General features: G+C 59.5%; 17 protein-coding genes, 3 tRNA genes and 2 pseudogenes. 6 read left to right on the top strand and 16 right to left on the bottom strand.

The features are described 5' to 3' along the window. Position 1: 1 nt before the first annotated feature. From MnOB_RS22870 to gorA, 4 genes are all read right to left on the bottom strand, one after another. Positions 2 to 1393 (bottom strand): aldehyde dehydrogenase family protein, encoded by a 1392-nt coding sequence (locus MnOB_RS22870; RefSeq protein ID WP_077526568.1) that lies wholly within the window; start codon positions 1391 to 1393, stop codon positions 2 to 4. Positions 1394 to 1438: 45 nt separating this feature from the next. Then, positions 1439 to 2245 carry a dienelactone hydrolase family protein gene (locus tag MnOB_RS22865; RefSeq protein WP_077526566.1) on the bottom strand — a complete coding sequence of 269 codons (807 nt, stop codon included), beginning with the start codon at positions 2243 to 2245 and terminating at the stop codon, positions 1439 to 1441. Positions 2246 to 2448: 203 nt separating this feature from the next. Then, positions 2449 to 3072, bottom strand: a complete 624-nt coding sequence (locus MnOB_RS22860) for a trimeric intracellular cation channel family protein (protein ID WP_077526565.1) — start codon at positions 3070 to 3072, stop codon at positions 2449 to 2451. A gap of 6 nt (positions 3073 to 3078) precedes the next feature. Further along, positions 3079 to 4437, bottom strand: a complete 1359-nt coding sequence (gene gorA / locus MnOB_RS22855; RefSeq protein ID WP_077526563.1) for a glutathione-disulfide reductase — start codon at positions 4435 to 4437, stop codon at positions 3079 to 3081. A 94-nt stretch (positions 4438 to 4531) separates the two neighbouring features. Here gorA and MnOB_RS22850 point away from each other — a divergent pair, with 94 nt between their 5' ends. Next, positions 4532 to 4954: a VOC family protein gene (locus MnOB_RS22850; RefSeq protein ID WP_077526561.1), complete on the top strand. Its 423-nt coding sequence runs from the start codon at positions 4532 to 4534 to the stop codon at positions 4952 to 4954. A 189-nt stretch (positions 4955 to 5143) separates the two neighbouring features. Here MnOB_RS22850 and galU read toward each other — a convergent pair whose 3' ends face one another. The 3 genes from galU to MnOB_RS22835 all read right to left on the bottom strand — a co-directional run bounded on the left by galU (position 5144) and on the right by MnOB_RS22835 (position 7787). Continuing rightward, a complete protein-coding gene (gene galU / locus MnOB_RS22845; protein WP_077526560.1) occupies positions 5144 to 5983 on the bottom strand; it encodes a UTP--glucose-1-phosphate uridylyltransferase GalU in 840 nt (279 codons plus the stop codon). Positions 5984 to 6030: 47 nt separating this feature from the next. Next, positions 6031 to 7392: a UDP-glucose dehydrogenase family protein gene (locus MnOB_RS22840; RefSeq protein WP_077526558.1), complete on the bottom strand. Its 1362-nt coding sequence runs from the start codon at positions 7390 to 7392 to the stop codon at positions 6031 to 6033. A 110-nt stretch (positions 7393 to 7502) separates the two neighbouring features. Continuing rightward, positions 7503 to 7787 (bottom strand): hypothetical protein, encoded by a 285-nt coding sequence (locus MnOB_RS22835; protein WP_077526556.1) that lies wholly within the window; start codon positions 7785 to 7787, stop codon positions 7503 to 7505. Between the two features lie 786 nt (positions 7788 to 8573). Between MnOB_RS22835 and MnOB_RS22830 the strand changes: the two genes are divergently transcribed. Both MnOB_RS22830 and MnOB_RS22820 read left to right on the top strand, forming a co-directional pair. Next, complete coding sequence (locus MnOB_RS22830) at positions 8574 to 9083, top strand: hypothetical protein (protein ID WP_234358317.1); 510 nt, start codon at positions 8574 to 8576, stop codon at positions 9081 to 9083. 426 nt (positions 9084 to 9509) lie between these two features. Continuing rightward, entirely contained in the window at positions 9510 to 9947 is a 438-nt protein-coding gene (locus MnOB_RS22820; protein WP_077526551.1) for a helix-turn-helix domain-containing protein, read from the top strand. An 84-nt stretch (positions 9948 to 10031) separates the two neighbouring features. Here MnOB_RS22820 and MnOB_RS28920 read toward each other — a convergent pair. From MnOB_RS28920 to MnOB_RS22775, 9 genes and pseudogenes are all read right to left on the bottom strand, one after another. Next, a pseudogene (locus tag MnOB_RS28920) lies at positions 10032 to 10567 on the bottom strand (phage integrase central domain-containing protein). A gap of 414 nt (positions 10568 to 10981) precedes the next feature. Then, positions 10982 to 11067, bottom strand: a tRNA-Leu gene (locus MnOB_RS22810). Between the two features lie 190 nt (positions 11068 to 11257). After that, positions 11258 to 11331 (bottom strand) — tRNA-Cys (locus tag MnOB_RS22805). A 40-nt stretch (positions 11332 to 11371) separates the two neighbouring features. After that, positions 11372 to 11447, bottom strand: a tRNA-Gly gene (locus MnOB_RS22800). A gap of 69 nt (positions 11448 to 11516) precedes the next feature. Continuing rightward, complete coding sequence (pgsA, locus tag MnOB_RS22795) at positions 11517 to 12077, bottom strand: CDP-diacylglycerol--glycerol-3-phosphate 3-phosphatidyltransferase (protein WP_077526549.1); 561 nt, start codon at positions 12075 to 12077, stop codon at positions 11517 to 11519. Positions 12078 to 12109: 32 nt separating this feature from the next. After that, the gene (gene uvrC / locus MnOB_RS22790) at positions 12110 to 13933 is read right to left on the bottom strand and encodes an excinuclease ABC subunit UvrC (RefSeq protein ID WP_077526548.1); all 1824 of its coding nucleotides are present in this window, start codon (positions 13931 to 13933) and stop codon (positions 12110 to 12112) included. Position 13934: 1 nt separating this feature from the next. Continuing rightward, positions 13935 to 14579, bottom strand: coding sequence for a response regulator transcription factor GacA (gene gacA, locus MnOB_RS22785; RefSeq protein ID WP_077526547.1), 645 nt, complete (start codon positions 14577 to 14579; stop codon positions 13935 to 13937). Positions 14580 to 14871: 292 nt separating this feature from the next. Continuing rightward, positions 14872 to 15498: an SCO family protein gene (locus tag MnOB_RS22780; RefSeq protein WP_077526546.1), complete on the bottom strand. Its 627-nt coding sequence runs from the start codon at positions 15496 to 15498 to the stop codon at positions 14872 to 14874. Positions 15499 to 15537: 39 nt separating this feature from the next. Further along, positions 15538 to 17325, bottom strand: coding sequence for a multicopper oxidase family protein (locus MnOB_RS22775; RefSeq protein WP_234358316.1), 1788 nt, complete (start codon positions 17323 to 17325; stop codon positions 15538 to 15540). 479 nt (positions 17326 to 17804) lie between these two features. Here MnOB_RS22775 and MnOB_RS28915 point away from each other — a divergent pair, with 479 nt between their 5' ends. The 3 genes and pseudogenes from MnOB_RS28915 to MnOB_RS29335 all read left to right on the top strand — a co-directional run. Then, entirely contained in the window at positions 17805 to 18005 is a 201-nt protein-coding gene (locus tag MnOB_RS28915) for a hypothetical protein (RefSeq protein ID WP_158713849.1), read from the top strand. A gap of 716 nt (positions 18006 to 18721) precedes the next feature. Beyond that, positions 18722 to 19228, top strand: a complete 507-nt coding sequence (locus MnOB_RS22765; RefSeq protein ID WP_077526544.1) for a tetratricopeptide repeat protein — start codon at positions 18722 to 18724, stop codon at positions 19226 to 19228. Positions 19229 to 19288: 60 nt separating this feature from the next. After that, a pseudogene (locus MnOB_RS29335) lies at positions 19289 to 19654 on the top strand (integrase); the annotation flags it as partial. Positions 19655 to 19681: the final 27 nt, after the last annotated feature.

Here is a 19681-nt window from a genome sequence, read left to right as displayed (position 1 = left end):
CTCACAAAGTGTTCTTGAAATGGAAGGACTTCGGCCGGGTCAGGTGTTCGTAGCCCACCCGCGAAAGGGTGCAGCCGCGCCCGGACTGCTTGACGCCGGTCCAGGCCAGGGCCGGGTCCAGGTAATCGCAGCGGTTGAGGAACACAGTGCCCGCCTCGACCCGGTCCGCCAGCGCCAGTGCGCTGGTTTCATCCCGGCTGAAGATCGCGGCGGTCAGGCCATAAGGGCTGTCGTTCATCAATTCCAGGGCCTCGTCGTCGTCGCGTACCTTCTGGATGCCGACCACCGGGCCGAAGGATTCTTCATTCATCACCCGCATGCCATGGTGGACACCGGTCAGTACCTGGGGCGCCAGGTAGGCGCTGCCGGGCTGATCCAGGGCAAAGGCAGCCGGGTCCAGGTGGGCCTTGGCACCCTGCCCCACGGCTTCGCGTATCTGGGCCCGGACGAACTCCGCCGCTTCGCTGCGCACCAGCGGTCCCAGAGTGGTTTCCGGGTCGTCGGAACGGCCCAGCCGGTATTGCCCCACCAGCGCCACGGCCTGATCCACGAAGGCATCGTAGAGATCGGCATGCACGTAGATGCGCTCGATGCCGCAACAGGACTGGCCGGAATTGAAGAACGCGCCATCGATGGCAGTTTCCACGGCATGGCCGAGGTCGGCATCCGCGCGCACATAGGCTGGGTCCTTGCCGCCCAGTTCCAGGCCCGAGCTGATGAAGCGCCCCGCCGCTGCGCGCTCGACCATCGCGCCGCCCTCCACCGAGCCGGTGAAGGCCACATGACGAACTGGCTCGGCCTGGATCAGCTGTTCCGTGTCGCTGTGGGTCAGGTGCAGGTATTGCAGCACGCCCGGCGGCAGGCCGGCGTCGTCGAATGCCTCTGCCATCCGCTCGGCGCAGAGCGGTGTCTGCGCGGAGTGCTTGAGCAGTACGCAGTTACCCGCCAGCAAGGCCGGTACCACCGCGTTCACGGCCGTCAGGTAGGGGTAGTTCCAGGGCGCGATGACCAGCGCCAGCCCCAGCGGCTCGCGGCGGATCAACCGAGTGAAGCCAGTTTTGTCCGGCAGGCGGATATCAGCCAGGGCCTCTTCGGCGATATCCGCCATGTAGGTGGCCCGCTCGACGAAGCCACGAATTTCCCCCGGTGCGTAGCGAATCGGCCGTCCCATCATCCAGCAGAGCTCTTCTGCCAGTTGAGCCTCGCGCGCAGCGAATGCAGCGATGGCGCGGCGGGTGATCGCGACCCGTTCGGCCACGGGCGTTCCTTTCCAGGCTGCCCGCGCGAGCTCGGCACGCTCCAGCGCCGCCGCTATCTCCGTCGATGAGGCCCAGGGCCGCTCGACGTAGATCGAACCGTCGATGGGTGAGCGGGTCTGCAGCAGCTTGCTCATGGGACAGCTCCCTTGGTTGCCTTCCTTTCAAGCCTAGCCAACGCACTACTGGCCGAGGGTTTCCTTGAACAGCGCCAGCATGTCGGCCCAGGAGTTCTCGTCTGCCACCTCGTTGTAGCCCAGGTCCGGTCCTTTCTCGCTGCCGTGCCCGGCATGGCTCAGGCGGTCGGCATCAGGATTGGTGAAGCTGTGCTTGGCCTTCGGCTGGATCACCACACGGTAGTCGGCCTTGGCGTTATCGAACTCTTCCTTGAATGTGGTGACCGAGGCCATGGGCACCAGGGTGTCCTTCTCGCCATGCTCCACCAGCACCTTGGCCTTCACCGCACCCGGCTTGGCGGCCGAGGTGGCGGCCAGCACGCCGTGGAAACTGACCACTGCAGCCAGCGGCAGGCCTTCACGAGCCATGTCCAGCACCACCTTGCCCCCGAAGCAGTAACCAATGGCGGCCAGCTTGTCGGGATCGGTCTGCGGTTGCGCCTTCAGCAAGTCGAGCCCGGCGAGGAAACGCGCCTTGGCCGCCGGAGCGCTGGCCAGGGCAGCCTGCATGAAGGCCTGGGCATCGGCCGGGTGTTCGGTGTTCTTGCCCTCGCCATACATATCGATGGCGAGGGCGCTGTAGCCGAGCGCAGCGAGATCGCGGGCGCGACGTTTAGCGTAGTCGTTCAGGCCCCACCACTCGTGGACCACGATCACCCCTGGCCGCTTGCCGACGACGGCGTCGTCATAGGCGTAGTAGCCAATCAGGGATGTGCCGTCCGGGCCCTTGTAGGGAATTTCAGTGGCTTTGATTTCGGCCTGGGCGAGGCCGGCGCCGAGGAGCAGCGCAAACAGGAGCGCGATTCTGGACATGCAGCAGTCCTCCAACCTGAAGTGGTGAGAAACAACTGCATCCAGTGTCGCGGGTTTGCCGGATTTCGCCAGCGATCCCTGGAAGGAACCGTAGTGAATGCGAATTGAGGGGAGGGTATCTCGGGTCGACTTGTTTGTAGGAGCGAGCTTGCTCGCGAAAAAACTCCGAGCACGATCTTCGCGAGCAAGCTCGCTCCTACAGGTCAGTCGCGGTCGAGCAGATGGAAGCGCGGCAACGAAAGCTTCCAGTGAATGGCCGCCAGGCGAATCAGCAGCACCACCAGCATGGCCGCCGCGGTGACCAGCCAACCCGGCAATGCCACCTCGCGCAGGCCAAGGAAGACGAGGGAACCGGCGATGCAGGCGATTGCATAGATTTCCTTCTGGAAGATCAGCGGCACCTCGTTGCAGATGATGTCGCGCAGTACGCCACCACCCACACCGGTGATCACGCCCATGATCACCGCCGTGCCGGGCTGCAGGTTGTGCTGCAGGGCAACCTCGGTGCCGTACACGGTGAACACCGCCAGGCCGAAGGCGTCCGCGACCAGCAGGCCGGTTTCATTGATCGGCTGCGTCAGGCGCACCCAGATCACCGTGCCGAGCGCTGCCAGGGACGCCACCAGGATGTAGGTGTCGTCGCGAATCCAGCTCACCGGGTGGTTGCCGAGGATGACGTCACGCAAGGTGCCGCCACCCAGTGCAGTGATGATCGCAATCACCAGTACACCGAACAGGTCCATGGATTTGCGCCCCGCCATCAGGGCGCCGGTAATGGCGAAGACCGCTACGCCGAACAGGTCGGACAGGTAGAAGAGTTGCTCCATTCAGTGTCAGGCGCCGACCGGGGTACGCATGGTCACGAACTCTTCAGCGGCGGTCGGGTGCACGCCGATGGTTTCGTCGAAGATGCGCTTGGTAGCGCCGGCCTTGAGTGCCACGGCCAGGCCCTGGACGATCTCGCCCGCTTCCGGGCCGACCATGTGGCAACCGAGGACGCGATCGGTCTCGGCATCCACCACCAGCTTCATCAGCGTGCGCTCCTGGTTTTCCGTCAGGGTCAGTTTCATGGGCCGGAAGCGGCTCTCGAAGACCTTGACCTTGTGCCCCTTGGTGCGCGCTTGCTGCTCGGTCAGGCCGACGGTGCCAATGTTGGGCAGGCTGAAGACGGCGGTTGGGATGTGGTCGTAGTCCACCGGCCGGTATTCCTCCGGCTTGAACAGGCGACGGGCCACGGCCATGCCTTCGGCCAGTGCGACCGGCGTGAGTTGCACGCCGCCGATCACATCGCCCAGGGCCAGGATGGACGGCTCCGTGGTCTGGAATTGTTCATCCACCTTGATGAAGCCGCGCGCGTCCAGCTCGACGCCGGTGTTCTCCAAGCCCAGGTTGTCGAGCATCGGGCGGCGGCCGGTGGCATAGAAGACGCAGTCGGCTTCCAGCTGGCGGCCGTCCTTGAGGGTCGCCAGCAGGCTGCCGTCGGGTTGCCGCTCGATTCGGGCAATGTCGGAATTGAACTGCAGGTTCATCCCCTTCCTGCCCAGCTCTTCACGCAGGTGGTTGCGCACGGAGTCGTCGAAGCCACGCAGGAAAAGTTCGCCGCGATAGAGCAAGGAAGTCTGCGCACCCATGCCATGGAAGATCGACGCGAACTCGACGGCGATATACCCGCCGCCCACCACCAGTACACGCTTGGGCAGTTGCTCGAGGAAGAAGGCTTCGTTCGAGCTGATGGCCAGTTCACGTCCGGGAATGTCGGGAATCTGCGGCCAGCCGCCGGTGGCGACGAGAATGTTTTTCGCCGTGCATCGCTGCCCGTCCACTTCCACGGTATGCGGGTCCACCAGTCGGGCGTGGCCTTCCAGCAAGGTGACGCCGCTGTTGACCAGCAGGTTGCGGTAGATGCCGTTGAGGCGATGGATCTCGCGATTTTTGTTGGTGATCAGGGTTTGCCAGTCGAAGTCGGCCTCATCGAGGTTCCAGCCGAATCCCTTGGCCTGCTCGAAGTCCTCGGCGAAATGGGCACCGTAGACCAGCAGCTTCTTTGGCACGCAGCCAACGTTGACACAAGTGCCGCCCAGATAGCGGCTCTCGGCTATGGCCACACGGGCCCCGAAGCCTGCCGAGAAGCGGGCGGCACGCACACCGCCGGAACCGGCACCTATGACGAAGAGGTCGAAGTCGTAAGCCATGGCGAATCTCCAGAAACAAGCCGCCAGCATACCGGAAGATCTGTCTCTGACCAGTTGCCGGGCCTATTCTTGAAGCATCGAAAAGGAGGTTGCCATGCGCCCCACCCTCACCCATGTGGCCCTGCATGTACCGGAGCTGGAGGCCTGCATTCGCTTCTATGCGGACTTCTGCGGAATGCGCGTGATACACGAGCGCGCGGGCAAGGGCTCGAAGATCGTCTGGATGGCCGAGCCCGGCAAGGAACACCAGTTCATCTTCGTGATAATGCCCGGCGGCCAGAGTCGCCATCTTGCCGCTGACGATTACAGCCACTTCGGCTTCGCCGTGGACAGCCGCGACCGGGTGGACGCCATCGCTGCCCAGGCCGAAGCGGCTGGCTGCCTGATCTGGCCCCCTCGTGACGAACCCTATCCCGTCGGCTACTACTGCGGTCTGCGCGACCCTGCCGGCAATTACGTGGAGTTCAGCTACGGCCAGCCGTTGGGGCCGGGGTCCGAGGCGATGCCGATTCCCTAGAGTGCGTCGTGTCATTCCCTTGTAGGAGCGAATTCATTCGCGAAGGACAGCGGAGCTGTCCCAATTGATGCAATACAGGGCAGACCTGCGGTCTGCATTCGCGAATGAATTCGCTCCCACCCCCACATTGCTTCTCTGCCGCCAACAAAAAGGCCGCCCGAAGGCGGCCTTTCCACGGGTTCAGCCCAATCAGTAGGCCTTGCCGGTCTTGTACAGGTTCTCGAAGCAGTAGTTGGTAGCTTCGATGTAGCCTTCCGCACCACCGCAGTCGAAACGCTTGCCCTTGAATTTGTAGGCCAGCACGCAGCCGTCCTGGGCCTGCTTCATCAGGGCGTCGGTGATCTGGATTTCACCGCCCTTGCCCGGCTCGGTCTGCTCGATGAGATCGAAGATGTCCGGAGTCAGGATGTAGCGGCCGATGATCGCCAGGTTGGACGGGGCGTCTTCCGGCTTGGGCTTCTCCACCATGCTGTTCACACGGAAGATGTCGTCACGGATCATCTCGCCGGCGATCACGCCGTACTTGGAGGTTTCCTCGCGCGGCACTTCCTGGATGGCGACGATGGAGCAGCGGAACTGGTTGTACAGCTTGACCATCTGCGTCAGGACGCCGTCACCTTCGAGGTTCAGGCACAGGTCGTCGGCCAGGACCACGGCGAAGGGCTCGTCGCCAATCAGCGGACGACCGCTGAGGATGGCGTGACCCAGGCCTTTCATTTCCACCTGACGGGTGTAGGCGAAGCTGCACTCGTCGATCAGGCGACGGATGCCGACCAGGTATTTCTCCTTGTCGGTACCCTTGATCTGGTGCTCCAGCTCGTAGCTGATGTCGAAATGGTCTTCGAGGGCGCGCTTGCCGCGACCAGTCACGATGGAGATTTCGCTCAGGCCAGCGTCCAGGGCCTCTTCAACGCCGTACTGGATCAGCGGCTTGTTCACCACTGGCAGCATTTCCTTGGGCATCGCCTTGGTGGCCGGCAGGAAGCGGGTACCGTAACCGGCGGCGGGGAACAGGCATTTCTTGATCATTTCGATCCTTTGGGGTGGGTGTTATGGCGAATTGCCGCGCAGTCTAATCACGCGGCACTCGCCTTACAATGCCCGCTTGCGGGCCGTCCTATGCCGCGATAGAGAAACCCTGCTTCGACCAGTTGCGCCGGTTCGTAGAGGTTGCGTCCATCAAAGATCACGGGCATGCGCATAAGACCACGAACCCGCTCGAAGTTCGGTTGGCGGAACTGCTTCCATTCGGTGACCAGCACCAGCGCATCGGCGCCTTCCGCTGCGCTGTAGGGAGAGTCCAGCAACCGCAGTTGCCCGGTTTCCAGCGCTTTCGGATAGCGCGCAGCGACGCCGGAATTGGCCACCGGGTCATGAGCCTGCACCCGCGCACCGGCCTGTAGCAGGGCCTCCAGCAACACGAGGCTGGGCGCTTCGCGCAGGTCGTCGGTACCCGGTTTGAAGGCCAGCCCCCAGAGCGCAACTACCCTCCCCTGCAAGAATCCGTTGAAGTGCTCGCGCACCGTCTGGAACAGCAAGGTCTTCTGCAGCGCGTTGCGCGCCTCCACGGCGCGCAGGATGCCGGGCTCCATGCCTTCCTGCTCGGCCGTACGGATCAGCGCGCGCACATCCTTGGGGAAGCAGGAACCGCCGTAGCCGCAGCCCGCATAAATGAAGTGGGTACCGATACGCTTGTCGCTGCCGATGCCTCGTCGCACCTCCTCGATGTCCACGCCGAGTCGCGTGCAGATGCCCGCCATCTCGTTCATGAAGGAGATCTTTGTCGCGAGAAAGGCATTGGCAGCGTATTTGGTGAACTCCGCCGCACGCACACCCATGGTGATGACTCGCTCGTGGTTGCGCAGGAACGGCGCATAGAGCCGGCGCAGCTGCTCGCTGGAGCCGGAATCATCGCAGCCGATGATGACCCGGTCCGGACGCATGAAGTCGTCAATGGCGGAGCCTTCCTTGAGGAACTCCGGGTTGCTCGCCACCTGCACCCGAAAGCCTAGGCCGCGCGATGCCAGGCCGGCATGGATACGCTGGGAAACCCGCTCCGCCGTTCCAACGGGTACGGTGGATTTGTCGACCACGATGCACGGACGCTTGAGGACCGCGCCAAGTTCATCGGCCACGGCCAGCACATGGGACAAGTCGGCGGAACCGTCTTCACCGCTGGGAGTACCCACGGCGATGAAGATGATCTCGGCCTGCAGGACGCCCTCTTCCAGCCGCTCGGTGAAGCTCAACTGGCCACTGGCGAGATGCGCCTGGAGCATGGGCTCCAGACCAGGTTCGTAGATCGGCACCTGGCCCCGGGACAAGCGCGCCAGGCGGAACGGGTCTCGCTCCACGCAACTGACCTGGTTGCCCATTTCGGCAAAGCAGGTTGCCGTCACCAAGCCCACATATCCCGCACCAATCACGCATAGCCGCATGGACAGTCCTCCACCTGTGATAGGCGGATTCCATCCAAGGCTGATGGCAAGGCCGTGACGAAGGCGTGACAGATCGGAGAAACAGAAACGGTCCTTGTCGGACCGTCTGTTCAGGATTCCTGTGGGAGTTCGTTCAGTTCAAGCTCCACCAGGGTCTCGTTACCCTCGTGGGCCACAGGCACGCCACTGTAGCTGGCGAGTGCCTCCCAATGCTGATCCAGTCCGGCCCCGATGGCAGCCAGGTGGTCGATCATGCGCCGTCCTGCGCTTTTTACCGCTGGGTCCTCGCTACGCATCATCTCGAACGACATTTCGCTCATTGCCGCCGTGAGATGGGTGAGGCTGCGGGTCGTCAGGCTGAGCAAACGCACCAGGTGCTGCTCTTTCGATTCCATTCGATTCCTCTCCTGCGCCTGATCCATTCAGGTCCCCCTAAAGCTAGCCGAAATTACGCCACCACTTCGCCATGAAGGCGTTGCGCAGCTTCAGCCTTAGTCCGCTCGTGGGTTCAAAGGTTCTGCGATACCGCAGATGACCCCTCATCCGCGGCAGGCCGGGCGATCTTAAACCAAGGAGTCGCGAAGGAGATATCGCCAGACACGAACAGGCCCGCACGTGGCGGGCCTGGAATTCGTAGTAGGTGGCCGGCGCTGGTTTCCGGCTTGCAAGGTTTATCAGGCATCTCACAGAAGCCAGTAACTCTTCTGCTTCACACGGCGTAAGGGCTGGATCTCATCTGGGAGATCTTTCTAACCGTGTACCCTTCGGAACGCGCCCCACGTTTCCTCGCTATCCGCTTGCGCATCAGTCTGCGTATCCACCTACTGATATTGAATCTAGCAAAGCCCGCTGCTTCCGAAAGCGAGTTTTTAGATTGTTTTCTTTCGGAACCGGAATGGTCTGGAATCGAACGGACTCAACATCCCGCACGGGGTTGCAGGAGCCAGCAGCGTGCGTAGAAGTCACTTGAGCAGAGGGTGATTAAGAGACTGATTTTATTGGCTCCTGAGCGGGGCTCGAATTGTAGACCGCGTATTTACTGACGTCGCCATCAATCCACCCCTACTCCGTACCCTAAACGTATTCCTGAATCTGGAAGTGCCCTTGGGATCTATATCTATCTAGCCCCGCTTCTCCCGGTAATGGCAGAATGCCGCGAATTTTCTGACATGGAGGTCGCCGTGCGCACCATTTCCCTCGCTCTGCTTTCCCTAGCCGCCACCCTGACCCTCACCGGTTGCTCCATCCGAATCGCAGATCTCACGGTGGCCAGTACCAAGAACTTCAACATGAACTCCAACGCGCTGGAAACAGGTCGGCGCGTCGAAGGGAAGGACCAGGTAGCCGTGGTGCTGTTCCCGCTGGGCCAGCCAAACATGAAGGAAGCGATTGACCGCGCCGTTGAAAAAGAGCGCTGCGCCGTTGGCCTTTCCAACGTTGTGATCAACCAAGAAGCGTTCGCTTTCCTGGTCGGCTATGTCGCCGTGAGCGTAGAGGGCAACCTGATCCTTGATCGCGCTCTGCCTGGCTGTGGCGGCTATGCTTCGCAGGGCTACCAGCCGGCTCCTGCCTCCGAGCAGACGTCGCCCTATCGCTCCAAGGAAGCCCAGTTGCAGCAACTGGAGCAACAACAGAGCACCCTGAGCTACGAAGAGTACCAGCGGCGGTATCGGGAGATTGTGGGGCAGTGATTCCAAGCTTCACGGGCCTGCCTTCCGTCTCCATTGCGATTCTGCTCGTCGGCGATTGACAAAATCTAATTGCTGACCGAAATTGCGCGACCTATAAAAAATATAGGCCGATATGAGCCAGACAAAGTTACCGATGTCGATCGAGGCGCTGGAAGCGATCATTCATGAGATCGCTCAAACCACCGCCAATGTGTACTTCACGGACCACTGCAGAGAACGGCTGGACCAGCGTGGCGTCACACTGATTGAGGCAATCAGGTGTCTTCGTCGAGGAATGATTACAAGAGATCCTGAGTACAACGCTCAGAAGGGCTCGTGGGAGTTCAGAATGAGCGAAAGGCCGCCGAGAGACGTGGTCTGCTTGGTTGGGGCCATAGCTCTTGATCCGCCAACGCACAGGATCGTCGCGATCACGGTGTGGGAGGTATGAACATGTTTGAATACACAGGATGCGGCCTGGAAGGTATCTTCCTAAAAAACGGATACACCGTTGAGGAAACCCCCTACGGCAAAGCCGTGTCGATTGCGGACCTGGACGGTCTCCATGGCGCAATTTCGCGCGACATCATCCAGCAAAAAAGCCCTATGACTGGCCACCAGTTCCGCTTTCTCAGGAAGGAGCAGGACCTTGTCCAGGAGGAGCTGGCTGCCTTGCTGCGCGTTGACGTGCAAACGGTTGCCAACTGGGAGAAGAAAGGAAAGGACGCTATTCCGGGAACAGCAGATGTTGCGATGAGGGCTTTCTATACAGCTTTCATCCACGTGCAGTTCAATTTGGTTCCTGTCGCAAAAGATGCAAAGCCGGATGAGAGCGCCACCTTCGAAAGAGAAGATGAACACTGGATCGACGCGATTGCCGCTTGATCGCAGGATTCAATGAAGCCCCGCCACCGAGCGGGGCTTTTCGTTTCTGCCCACTATTCCCTACTGCCCCTCCGCCAAATAGCATCAGGTCAACGCATGGAGCACCCGTATAGCACGCCGCCGCCCCCTCACCTTCCAAGCTTGGGCCCCAGGCTTGGTGGCGCCACCATCTCTGCCCTCGTTCTGTGAAACGGTCACGTGGCAATCATCGAACAGATGGGCCAGCGGCAGATTGCGCACGCTCAGGCCGCCCTTCAAAAGCTGCAAGAACAGCAGGCCCAACAAGCTGCTGCTCGCACGCAGCCAACACGATTCGCAGAGGAAACCGCCCGGGCCCGGTGCTGGGCCTTGCGGGTGGCGGCAGAGCCCACCAGGTCGATCAATCTGCCCGTACTGCACGGCATTGCGCATCACGCCGCTGATGTACTGACGCAGCCGGCTGGCCAACTCCAGTGGGTCACGTTGCTCAGGAGCCTTGAGCGGGGCCAGCAGGTCACGAACCTTCAGGGTATCCACCGGGCGGTGGCGAGGAGTGGGAATAGGTACAGCTTCATGCGCCGCAGCACTCTGGTAGCGTGGTCCGGCGCCCACTTGTGTGCGCCCGCCGTGTGCCACTCCAGGGCGATGCTCTTGGAGCTGTTGCCCGCGGCAGCTTAGAGGGCCGCCCTCGCCTGCTGCTCGTGCTGTGCCCTGGGCCAGCAGCTCCAGAGCAGAGGCACGTCGCCCCCAGGCCGCCTTGAGGCCAAGTGCATGGTGGTTGCCGAAGGTGGCCAGGCCGGTACGGCCATCAGCGTGTGAACTTGAAGCGTCAGGTATTGATGTCGCCGGGCTTCACCGCCAGGTACAGACCCTGTCCGTCGAACAGCTTGTATTCCTTGTCCCGAGGCTTGGCGGCCGGTGTACTCCTATTCTTATTCCTGAAAATAGGAATATGTACATAGACGAGGAGAAACTGACAGAAACAACAAGGCCGGCTGAAAGTGCCGGCCTCGATGGCTTACGTAGACATTTAGAGACGTACATAAGCTGTCAAATGGTGCCCGGAGCGGGACTCGAACCCGCAAGCCCAAAGGGCGAAGCATTTTAAGTGCTCTGCGTATACCGATTTCGCCATCCGGGCAGGAGGGGCATTGGTACAGGGCGCTGATTTAAGCCCAAATAAAATTTCGAATCAATCACTTAGGCGTCGAACAGCCAACTTGTGAGCAATCAGGTTCCACTCCTCCGAGGGGTGGATCCGAGAAAGCCTGCAACTTTTCTGTTCCCATGAAAAAAGCCCCGTAGATTTTTGATCTACGGGGCTTTTCAGATGGAGGCCGAAGTCGGAATCGAACCGGCGTACACGGATTTGCAATCCGCTGCATGACCACTCTGCCATCCGGCCTAACAATAACGCCGCTTGCGGCGGCGTCATCGCGTGAAACTGGAGCGGGAAACGAGACTCGAACTCGCGACCCCGACCTTGGCAAGGTCGTGCTCTACCAACTGAGCTATTCCCGCTTTGTCGTGTTGACGGGCGCCATTCTATAGATTCATGAACAGCCGTCAACCCCTTGATTCAAAAAACTTTTATTTTTCTTTCGGGTCGGTGCTGAGGTGCGGCAACGCGGCCAGCAGGTAGTGCAGCATGGACCACAGGGTAAGTGCCGCAGCGAGGATCAGCAGGAAATATCCAACGCCTACCCAGAAGGTGAGCAGCGGCGGATTGGCGAGAAGGATAACCAGCGCCACCATCTGCGCCGCAGTCTTCCACTTGCCCAGGTTGGACACGGCCACATGGGCACGCGCGCCCAGCTCCGCCATCCACTCACGCAGGGCCGACACCACGATCTCACGACCGATGATGGTGGCCGCAGGCAGCGTCAGCCAGAGGTTGTGGTGCTCTTCCACCAGCAGCACCAGCGCTACCGCCACCATCAGCTTGTCAGCCACCGGATCGAGGAAGGCACCAAAGGGCGTGCTTTGTTGCCAACGCCGTGCCAGATAGCCATCGAACCAGTCGGTGACCGCAGCGATGGCAAAGACTGCACTGGCCGCCAGATAGCTCCAGGAGAACGGCAGATAGAAAAGCAGGATGAAGACGGGAATGAGCAGTACGCGCAGAACGGTGAGCAGGTTAGGAATATTCATCGTTACGGCTGGTTCTGAAGGAAGGCCGCATTCTACTCGCTGTGCAGTGCTGCATAAATCGACTCAGCAAGCTTTTTGCTGATGCCAGGTGCCTTGGCAATTTCTTCGATGCTCGCGCGGCTGAGTTCCTGCAGCCCGCCAAAGTGCTTGAGCAACTCGCGGCGTCGCTTGGGCCCTACGCCAGCGACATCTTCCAGGCTCGAGGTACGCCGCGCTTTGCCACGCCGGGCACGGTGCCCGGTAATGGCGAAACGGTGAGCCTCGTCGCGAATCTGCTGGATCAGGTGCAAGGCGGGAGAGTCCGCTGGCAGGGTGAACTCGTGCGCTGCATCGTTCAGGTAGAGCGTTTCGAAACCGGGCTTGCGAGTCACGCCCTTGGCGACGCCGAGCAGAATCAGCTCCGGCACGGCCAGTTCCTTCAATACTTCCTGGGCCATGGCCAACTGACCCTTGCCACCATCCACCAGCAAGATATCGGGCAGCTTGCCCTCCCCGTCCTTGAGCTTGCCGAAGCGGCGCGTGAGCGCCTGGTGCATGGCGGCGTAGTCGTCACCCGCGGTGACACCCTCGATGTTGTAGCGTCGATAGTCCGACTTCAGTGCCCCCTCAGGGCCGAACACCACGCATGACGCGACAGTAGCCTCACCACTGGAATGGCTGATGTCGTAGCACTCCAGGCGCTGCGGCGCTTCATCCAGGCCAAGGGCCTCGGCCAGGGCCTCGAAGCGAGCGGCAGTGTGTTGCCGGTTAGCGAGTCGCGCGGCCAACGCCTGCTCCGCGTTGGTGACTGCCAGCTGTTGCCAACGTGCGCGCGTGCCACGCACCCGATGACTGATGTCCAGCTCCCGGCCACGCAACTCACCCAGCGCTGCGATCAGTGTTGGGAAATCTTCATGGGTTGCATTGACGATGAGTTCGCTGGGCAGATCCCGCTCCTGGTTACCCAGGTAGTACTGAGCGATGAACGCCACCAGCACATCCGCAGACTCTTCTTCGATGCCCACCTGGGGGAAGAAATTCTTGCTGCCCAGTACGCGACCACCGCGAACGCTGATCAGGTGAACACAAGCTCCACCCGGAGTTGCGATGGCGGCGACTACGTCGATATCACCAGTGCCGCCTTCCATGCTCTGCTGGTCTTGCACTCGACGCAGGATGGAAATCTGGTCGCGAAGCTCGGCCGCGCGCTCGAAGTCGAGCTTCTGTGCTGCCTCTTCCATTGCCGTGGACAGCTCCTGGGTCAGCGCATTGCTACGCCCTTCCAGGAACATCACGGAGTGCCGCACGTCTTCGGCGTATTCCGCCGGGTCCACCAGTGCAACGCAGGGTGCCTTGCAGCGCTTGATCTGGTATTGCAGGCAGGGCCGGGTGCGGTTCTTGTAGTAGCTGTCTTCGCACTGACGGACCAGGAAGGCCTTCTGCAGCAGGTTGAGGCTTTCGCGAATGGCGCCGGCGCTGGGATAGGGACCGAAATAGCGGCCCTTCTTCTTTTTCGCGCCCCGGTGGATGCTGAGCCTCGGAAAGTCACCATCGCTCAGGTGCACGTAGGGATAGGACTTATCGTCCCGCAGCAGGATGTTGTAGGGCGGCCGCCATTCCTTGATGAGCGTCTGCTCCAGCAGGAGCGCCTCTGTCTCATTGGCGGTAATGGTGGTCTCGACCTGAACGATCCGCGCCACCAGGGCTGCGGTCTTGGGCGCCAGCCCGGTCTTGCGGAAGTAGCTGGCGAGACGCTTCTTCAGGTTCTTCGCTTTGCCCACATAAAGCAGCTTGCCGCCCGCATCGAGCATCCGGTAAACACCCGGACGACCGCTGCAGGCGGCAAGGAAAGCACTTGCGTCGAAGGAGTCGGACATCTTAGCTGACGGCGTCTACCATGCCGTGTCGAACGGCCAGCAACGCCAGCTCGACATCGCTGGAAATCGAAAGCTTGTCGAAGATTCGATAGCGGTAGGTATTCACCGTCTTCGGCGACAGGCAGAGCTTGTCCGAAATGCTCTGCACCTTCTGGCAGTTGGCGATCATCAGGGCGATCTGGATTTCGCGCTCTGAGAGCAGATCGAACGGAGAGCCACTGGCCTGGGGCTGGAAGGACTTGAGCGCCAATTGCTGGGCGATCTGCGGGCTGATGAACCGATGCCCTGCGAAGACCTGGCGAATCGCCTGGATCATCTCTTCCAGGGCCGCGCCCTTGGTCAGGTAACCGGCCGCACCGGCCTGTAGCAGACGAGTCGGGAAGGGATCTTCCTCACAGGCAGTCACCGCGACCACCTTGATGTCGGTGTGGCTGCGCAGAAGCTTGCGAGTAGCCTCCAGACCGCCGATGCCTGGCATCTTGACGTCCATGAGGACGACATCGGGCTTGAGTTCCCGTGCTTTCTTGAGTGCTTCCTCACCGCTATCGGCCTGCCCTACCACCTGCAGGCCATCGATATCGGCCAGCATGCGGGTAATCCCCGTTCTTACTAGATCGTGGTCATCGACCACCAGCACCCTAATCAAGCGACACCTCTTCAGTGCATCGCGCGCTGCCTGGGGCAGCAAGCTTGTTCAAATGAAGCTCACATTAGCAAATGACCAGAGATTGACCTAGCGCCAGTTGCAACACACGTCAAAGGAGCAGCGCCAATTTCTCAACCGAGAAATCCTGGGCAGAGATCGAATCAGATACTGAATGTGGGAAGAATTCGAATAGATACAGATGACTACACGCTATTCAGGATGTGAATGATAAAGAAAAGCGGGCACGGAATGCGAGGGTGCCCCTGTAAAGCCGGGGACACCCTCGAAGCCGTCACGAGGTCGCGACCCATTCGCGATCGACATGGTTCAACGTGGCAAAGATGTGCTGGGGTCCGGTCAGCGCAGGTGCCATGGTCCAGCGTTCGTAGTTGTCGTTCCCCATACGCACGAGCCCGGTGTGACTGGTCAGATTGCGATCGACATCGGGGTCGACGTCATAGAAACCCAGACTGAAGCGAATGGCCTCGATGTCTTCAGGCGCTCCGGTAAGGAACTCCCAACCCTGACCGACGTGGTACTTCTCGACATAGGCCTTCAGCACATCGGGCGTATCAAGCAACGGCTGCAGGGTAATGGAATGCATGAACACACTGCGCCCCACCCGGTCACCCAGCAGTTGCTGGAGCTGGCGCAGGTTTGCCGTCATGGTTGGGCATTTGCCCGTGCATTGCGTGTACATCATGTTGAAGGTGACGACCTTGCCGCGAATGAGGTCGTCATAGAACCGAACTCTGCGGCCCTCGTGGGTGTATAGCGTGACATTGGGAAAAGAAACTGCCCCGGCACCTTTTGCGTAGGCGGTTTCGACCATTCCATCGCCTCCGCGCATGGCTGCCCAACCGGCCAACAAGGCAGCCGCTCCGCCCATTCCAGCCAGCATCTTTCTTCGCGTGTTCATCATGATTCCTCCCACCTCGAAAATGCTCCGCAATTGGCCTCAGACGATGTCCCAACGCAGCATCATGGCGTGGTCCTCGTGGATCAGGTTGTGGCAGTGCATGGGGTACTTGCCCTTGTAGTCACGGAAACGCAGGAATATCCGCAACGTGGTGAACGGCTCCACCACATAGACATCCTTGCGTCCTTGCTCATGAGGCGGGATGGGCACGCTGACACCCTTGACGATCTTCTGCAGGATTCGTCCTTCTTCGAAGTGGATGTGAATGGGGTGGCTCCAGCCATCATCGACGTTGGACAGTTCCCAGATCTCATACCCACCCTTGGGTATCTGCGCCCTCGCCACATTCACATCGACGAACAGCTTGTTGATCGCCCACATGCCCCTGTCACGCTCGAAGATCCAGCGACGAACCGGCGCCGCGTTGATCTCGGCCTGAGTAATCACAGGCAACGGCCGCAGAGTTGCTGGCACTCGACTCAAATCCTGGGCTGGCGGATAACGATCAACGATTATTTTCAGCACGCGATCGCCCGGATCCTTGATGTCCTTGGGACGACGGGTTTCTATCTGACGCATGCGATTGACCAGATACAGCTGCGTACCGATCACATACTTCGAGAAATCCACCACGATGTCCGCGCGCTCGGCAACGCCCAGCGTCACGTTGGTCTGATTGAGCAGCGGCACCGGGAACAGGTTTCCGTCATTGGAGATGTGAGTGAACTTCTGCATCACGTTGGTCGGTGACACCAGGGCGAAGTTATAGAAACGGCTCGGGCCGGTGTTCAGCAAACGGAAACGGTACTTGCGGGCGGCCACCCGCAGAACCGGCTCGATTCGGCCATTCACCGCCACCTTGTCGCCCAGCACCCCTTCCGGGTTGACCTGGTCGTAGAACAACCTGCCATTCGCATCGAAACGCCGATCATTGAAGTTCAGCGGGTAGTCATACGGATGACTCGGCAGGCGCAGCGCATTGGGATTCGAATCGGCCTCATTTCCCGAATCCAGCTCATCGAAAATGTAGTAGAACCCCGCCAGCCCGAGGTAGAGGTTGGGTGCGGTGAAGTCCAGCGTGTGATCGTGATAGAACAGCGTGCCGAGGGCTTCGGTAGGATCCCCGACCAGATCCTGACGCGCTTCGAACCCCGCCTTCACGTTCGAGTACAGGTGATCCTTGAATCTGCCGTTGGCCGAGAGCGTCGGACCATGTTTTGTAGGGCTGTAATAGTCGCCCGGGAAACCATCGCTTTCCGACCCACAGTGCAGGTTATGCAAGTGAGTCGATATCTCCGGCGTACCGAAGCCCACATGGTTCTGCGGCAGCTTGTTATGGATGCGACAGATCAGCGGGCGCCCATAGCGCGCAAAGAACGTCGCACTGGGCATGGAGTGGTCCGGATTGCTATTGGCCTGGTAGCCCCAGATCCGCTGGGGTGGGTAGGACGGGCTGTAGACCCAGTCATTTCGCTCCGTGGCACTGATCTCGTAAAGCAATGCACCCGGCCCGAACTGCGCCCAGCGCTGGTGAGGATTGCGCCCTGCCTCGCCTCCGGCAACGTTGGCAACCTCAGTAGGCGGCGGACTCAGTGACGATACCGTGCCCACCGGATTGATCTGCGTCGGCAGCTCATGGGCCCAGGGAACAGTGGGCGGACTTGGCGGGAATACCGGCGGCACAGTTTCAGCCCGCGCCTTGGTACCTGTCATCAGCAGTGGCGCCGCCATCGTCACTGCTGTCAGTTTCAGAAATTTCCTTCTTCCCTCGCCGTCAGCCTGTTCCTCAGACCGACCTGTCGCGTGCTCGCAGTCAGGGCGTTTCATGACTCTCTCCAGTTACTGGCCCTCGACACTGGATGGACGCCTTATGGCGTCTCTAGAGGAGCTGCACCAGTGAAGGTCCGGGCTGTTTGAGCGTTTGCTCGTTTTTGTTTAGCGCCGCAGAACGTCAATAACCTGACTAAAGTGCAGATGTTTCAAAATGTAAATGCCAATGGTCATCCGATTGACGCGCCTGTCTGACAGGGACGAAACGCCCGAGATAGAGAGGCTGGAGGGATAGAGAGGGGGACAGCCAAGCCGCCACTCAGGGATGAGCGGTCAAACGCTTACGCTGAAGGGCTGGAAATGTAACGAAATCGAGAAAACTAGCGCGCGCACAAGCCCGGGAAAGAGCCGCATGACGAATGCTTGGCGACATGAAAGCGACCCTCGAAACGATCCGTATCGAGATCCAGGTTGCGGGGTCGGCAAGGTCCAGCTATCAAAAATGTTCCACTTCTACCTACACAAGGAGTTCCACCATGAGTGCACGCTTCTCGGTGAAAAGGGTCCCCAATGTTCAGGCAAGAGGGATCAGAAATGGTGAAGTTATCGGAGGAACAACGCTGGATGCCTACTGGTACCGGATTATCGACCGGGCCACCGGCAACTATGTCGGCGGCAAGCATCAGGAAGAGGCCATGGCGATGGGCGAATGCCAGCGGCTGAACACCAGGACTTGAAATGCCCAAAACGACACTGGGGGCCGCTCTTTCGAGGCGGCCCCAGTACCTTCTGTTTCCAAAGTGTGCTCAAACGCTCCGATTTGGAGATTTGGAAGAGATTCAAGCTTTAGGAACAAAGATGAGAGACGAACTCATGCCCGAAGCCCTCGCCGCGGAATTCTGAACCTTTGCAAATCGAAAATGAGGAAATCTGTTCCCAGAGTGTTCCCAGAGGTGAAAGCGTGAAGAGAGAAAAAGGCCCTTGGACTCCCTGTGCAAACGCTACCAATCGTCCTCGTTGATGCGCTCAGAATCGAAAAGTGCGTCGATGTATCAACTATCTGTCCGAGCTGGAACGCATGTGGAACGACAGCAAGCCAGGTACAACTGCCTCAGGGTTCCATTAAAGGCACCTCTTTAGGCGCTTTCTTGATCAATTTCGGATTCGTCCTGCATACACCCTGTATGCGATGTGTGAATACGCTTGTCCCTCGATCCTCACTCGTAGCCTACGGGCCATCGATATTGGGAAAAGAGGAAAACGCGCATGAGCCATGCCAACGAACCGGATACAAAAAATCATGAGAATTAAGCTAGTAAAATTTTTTATTGCATCTCTCTTAATTGCATCTATCGGTGCGCGAGCTTATTGGGGAAAAGCTTTTTCTGTTGAGACATCTCATATCCAGGACTTAACAGCTAAAGCTGATGCTGGAGATAGCTAGTCCCAGTTATTGCTTGGCAAGCACTATTTAGCAAAAAAAGATTATAGAGAATCTATAGCCTGGCTGACAAAATCTGCCGATCAAGGAAATGACCAAGCCATCAATGAGTTAGGACTTATAGTGTATCTACTTGGAAGTGGTGCAGCCTCGGAGGAGAACAAAAACATCTCTCTATCTCTGGAAAAGAGCTTAGAGAGATATCAAAAAAATCGACCGGTTATTGAAATATTCAAGAATGATCTAAGTAAAGGCAACTTAGAAAGGCTGCACGAAATCGGTGAGATTTATTTTTTTGGCGTAGGAGCTGAGAAAGATCGTATAATTGCAAAGAATTATTTCGAGCACTCTTCGGCGGAGAACGTTTATAACTCTGCAAAGTCAGAGTATCGTCTGGGCGAGATATACCTGCGTGGATTGGGCGTTATCGCAAACAAGCAGGAAGCGGTGAAATGGTTCGAAAAGTCATGTGGGCGCCCGAACGCACAGGCATGCGAAGAGTTGAAAGCGCTGCGCTGACTATTTAGGTGGCAACGCCTCCACCAGGTAGAACGAAGCCCGCCGCGAGCGGGCAGAGGCATGCCCAAGAAGTCCCCACGGACCCAGCAGGACAACGTCCGCGAGCTCCGCCAGCTCCGAAAGGTCGTCGAGGAGGCGCCGATCGACGCGATTACCCATCGATGATTGCCCAGTACCGAGACGCGCGTACCCAAGGTGCGCGCCAATCCCAGATCGCCACCCTCTCGCACATCTTCAATATGGAGAGAGAATGGGGGCTCACTACCAAGGAGCCCCCCCTTGCAAGGGACAGGGAGACACCGCGTGACTACTACGCCAACGATGCCATGTGGAACGCCGTGTATGGCGGTGCCAGAACTGAAGGACGCAATAGACCTGGCCTACCTGACCGGCCAGCGCCCAGCGGACGTGTTGAGCATGCGAAAGGCTACTGGGGCACACGGAAGAGGAGCT

The sequence above is a fragment of the Metapseudomonas resinovorans genome, from assembly GCF_002003485.1.
Lineage (GTDB): Bacteria > Pseudomonadota > Gammaproteobacteria > Pseudomonadales > Pseudomonadaceae > Metapseudomonas > Metapseudomonas resinovorans_D.
Note: the sequence above shows the minus strand (reverse complement) of the source record. Positions and strands in the feature narration are given on the sequence as shown.

Coding starts and splice junctions, on each gene's coding strand:
- MnOB_RS22870 (WP_077526568.1), bottom strand. CDS start 1,393: ATGAGCAAGCTGCTGCAGACCCGCTCACCCATCGACGGTTCGATCTAC.
- MnOB_RS22865 (WP_077526566.1), bottom strand. CDS start 2,245: ATGTCCAGAATCGCGCTCCTGTTTGCGCTGCTCCTCGGCGCCGGCCTC.
- MnOB_RS22860 (WP_077526565.1), bottom strand. CDS start 3,072: ATGGAGCAACTCTTCTACCTGTCCGACCTGTTCGGCGTAGCGGTCTTC.
- gorA (WP_077526563.1), bottom strand. CDS start 4,437: ATGGCTTACGACTTCGACCTCTTCGTCATAGGTGCCGGTTCCGGCGGT.
- MnOB_RS22850 (WP_077526561.1), top strand. CDS start 4,532: ATGCGCCCCACCCTCACCCATGTGGCCCTGCATGTACCGGAGCTGGAG.
- galU (WP_077526560.1), bottom strand. CDS start 5,983: ATGATCAAGAAATGCCTGTTCCCCGCCGCCGGTTACGGTACCCGCTTC.
- MnOB_RS22840 (WP_077526558.1), bottom strand. CDS start 7,392: ATGCGGCTATGCGTGATTGGTGCGGGATATGTGGGCTTGGTGACGGCA.
- MnOB_RS22835 (WP_077526556.1), bottom strand. CDS start 7,787: ATGGAATCGAAAGAGCAGCACCTGGTGCGTTTGCTCAGCCTGACGACC.
- MnOB_RS22820 (WP_077526551.1), top strand. CDS start 9,510: ATGAACATGTTTGAATACACAGGATGCGGCCTGGAAGGTATCTTCCTA.
- pgsA (WP_077526549.1), bottom strand. CDS start 12,077: ATGAATATTCCTAACCTGCTCACCGTTCTGCGCGTACTGCTCATTCCC.
- uvrC (WP_077526548.1), bottom strand. CDS start 13,933: ATGTCCGACTCCTTCGACGCAAGTGCTTTCCTTGCCGCCTGCAGCGGT.
- MnOB_RS22780 (WP_077526546.1), bottom strand. CDS start 15,498: ATGAACACGCGAAGAAAGATGCTGGCTGGAATGGGCGGAGCGGCTGCC.
- MnOB_RS22775 (WP_234358316.1), bottom strand. CDS start 17,325: ATGAAACGCCCTGACTGCGAGCACGCGACAGGTCGGTCTGAGGAACAG.
- MnOB_RS28915 (WP_158713849.1), top strand. CDS start 17,805: ATGAGTGCACGCTTCTCGGTGAAAAGGGTCCCCAATGTTCAGGCAAGA.